The organism is Streptomyces californicus, assembly GCF_000717645.1.
GTDB classification, from domain to species: Bacteria; Actinomycetota; Actinomycetes; order Streptomycetales; family Streptomycetaceae; genus Streptomyces; species Streptomyces californicus.
In genome coordinates, this window is record NZ_JNZZ01000071.1 from 1 (window position 1) to 1,627 (window position 1,627).

The following is a 1,627-nucleotide window of genomic DNA, read 5'->3' on the forward strand; positions in this document are numbered from 1 at the left end:
GTAGTAGGCGACCAGGCGCCGGTCGCCCGGACGGTCCTCACGGACCACCGCCGTCGCCCCGGTCACACCCGTCACGCCGTTCAGGGCGGACTCCACTTCCCCCAGCTCGATGCGGAAGCCCCGCACCTTCACCTGGAAGTCGGTGCGGCCGATGTACTCCAGAACCCCATCGGCCGTCCAGCGCACCAGGTCTCCCGTGCGGTACATCCGGGCGCCCTCGGCGCCGAACGGATCGGCCACGAAACGCTCCGCCGTCAGCGACGGACGACCGAGATAGCCACGGGCCAGGCCGTCACCGGCGATGTACAGCTCGCCCGGCACACCGGGCGCCACCGGACGCAGGGCCGCGTCCAGCACGTACACCCGCGTGTTGGCGATCGGACGCCCGATCGTCACCCGCTCCGAAGTTGTCACGTCCGCGGCCGTCGACCAGATCGTGGTCTCGGTCGGGCCGTACAGATTCGTCACCGAACGGGCGGTGGCGGCCAGCGTCACCGCCAGATCCGATGGCAGCGACTCGCCGCCCACCAGCACCCGCAGGCCGGACAGGTCCACCCCGGCCTCGACGAGTGCGTGCCACAGGCTCGGCGTCGCCTGCATCACCGTCGCACCGGACGCCTTCAGCAGAGCGCCCAGGACCGACGGGTCCCCGACCGCGTCACGGTCGGCGAGGATCAGGCCCGCGCCGTTCAGCAGGGGCAGGTACATCTCCAGGCCGGCGATGTCGAACCCGACCGTCGTCACCGCCGGCAGCCGGTCGTCGGCGGAGAGCTGGAAACGGTCCTGCATCGAGCCGAGGAAGTTGGCCAACGCGCCTTCGGGGATCACGACGCCCTTGGGCCGGCCCGTGGACCCGGAGGTGTAGATCGCGTAGGCGGCACGGCCCGGGTCGCCGGGCACGCCCAGGTCACCGACGTCGTACGCGTCGCCCGTGCCGAAGGCCGCGAGGACCTCCTCGGTCAGCGTCAGCACCGGGCACGAGTCCTCCAGGACGTAGGCGATGCGGTCCTCGGGGAAGTCCGGGTCCACCGGAACGTACGCCGCACCCGACTTCAGCACCGCCAGCAGCGAGACCAACAGCTCAGCCGACCGCGGCAGCACCACCGCCACGAACCTCTCCGGACCCGCGCCCCGCTCCACCAGGAAGCGCGCCAGGCGATTCGCCCGACTGTTCAACTCACGGTAGGAGACGGTGCGTTCGCCGATGATGAGGGCCGTCGCATCCGGCGTCGCCGCGACCTGAGCCTCGAACCGCCCCACCACCGACACCTCGGCGGCACCGGCCGCCACCGTGTCGTTCCACTCCTCCAGCACCCGGCCGTGCTCGGCGGCCGACAGCACGTCGACTGCCGCCACCCGGCCGTCCACATCCGCGAGCAGCCCCTCCAGCACGCGGACGAGCCGCTCGCCCAGGAACAGCGCGAACGAGAGGTCGAACTGCGAGACCGTCGTGGTGGAGTCGCCCGCGGAGACCTGGAGGCCGGGAAGCGTGAACGATGCCTCCGTGTTGTTGTCGAAGAGCACCATGACCTGGAACAGCGGGTGGTGGGCCATGGAACGCTGCGGGCTGACGACCTCGACCAGACGCTCGAAGGGCACGTCCTGGTGCGCGTAAGCCGCCAGATCG

1 protein-coding gene is annotated in these 1,627 nt (G+C 71.0%); it reads right to left on the reverse strand.

All coding sequences use genetic code 11. The features are described from left to right. Positions 1-1,623 (reverse strand): non-ribosomal peptide synthetase (locus IF19_RS0134245; protein ID WP_346009385.1); only part of this gene is annotated, 1,623 nt, incomplete at its 3' end. Positions 1,624-1,627: the final 4 nt, after the last annotated feature.